Below are 241 nucleotides of genomic sequence, written 5' to 3'. Positions count from 1 at the left end.
CGCGCCAGGTCGGCGCGCTGCGCCCCCCGTGCACGGCCTTGGCGTCGAGCAGCGCGCGCAGCCATCTGCTCTGTCTGGCCCAGCTCTCCGGGATCCCGGCCCGCCGGGTGGACGAGGTGCTGGGGGTCGTCGGACTGCAGGACGTCGCCCGCAAGCGCTCCAAGAGCTTCTCGCTCGGTATGGGCCAGCGCCTGGGCATCGCGGCCGCCCTGCTCGGCGACCCGCAGGTGCTCCTCTTCGA

1 protein-coding gene is annotated in these 241 nt (G+C 74.3%); it reads left to right on the top strand.

Features of this window, described 5'->3' with window-relative positions; all coding sequences use genetic code 11:
* Positions 1-241 (top strand): ATP-binding cassette domain-containing protein (locus J0695_RS39550; protein ID WP_372445914.1); only part of this gene is annotated, 241 nt, incomplete at both ends.

It is taken from the genome of Streptomyces beijiangensis, assembly GCF_017315755.1.
Taxonomy (GTDB): Bacteria; Actinomycetota; Actinomycetes; order Streptomycetales; family Streptomycetaceae; genus Streptomyces; species Streptomyces beijiangensis.
Note: the sequence above shows the minus strand (reverse complement) of the source record. Positions and strands in the feature narration are given on the sequence as shown.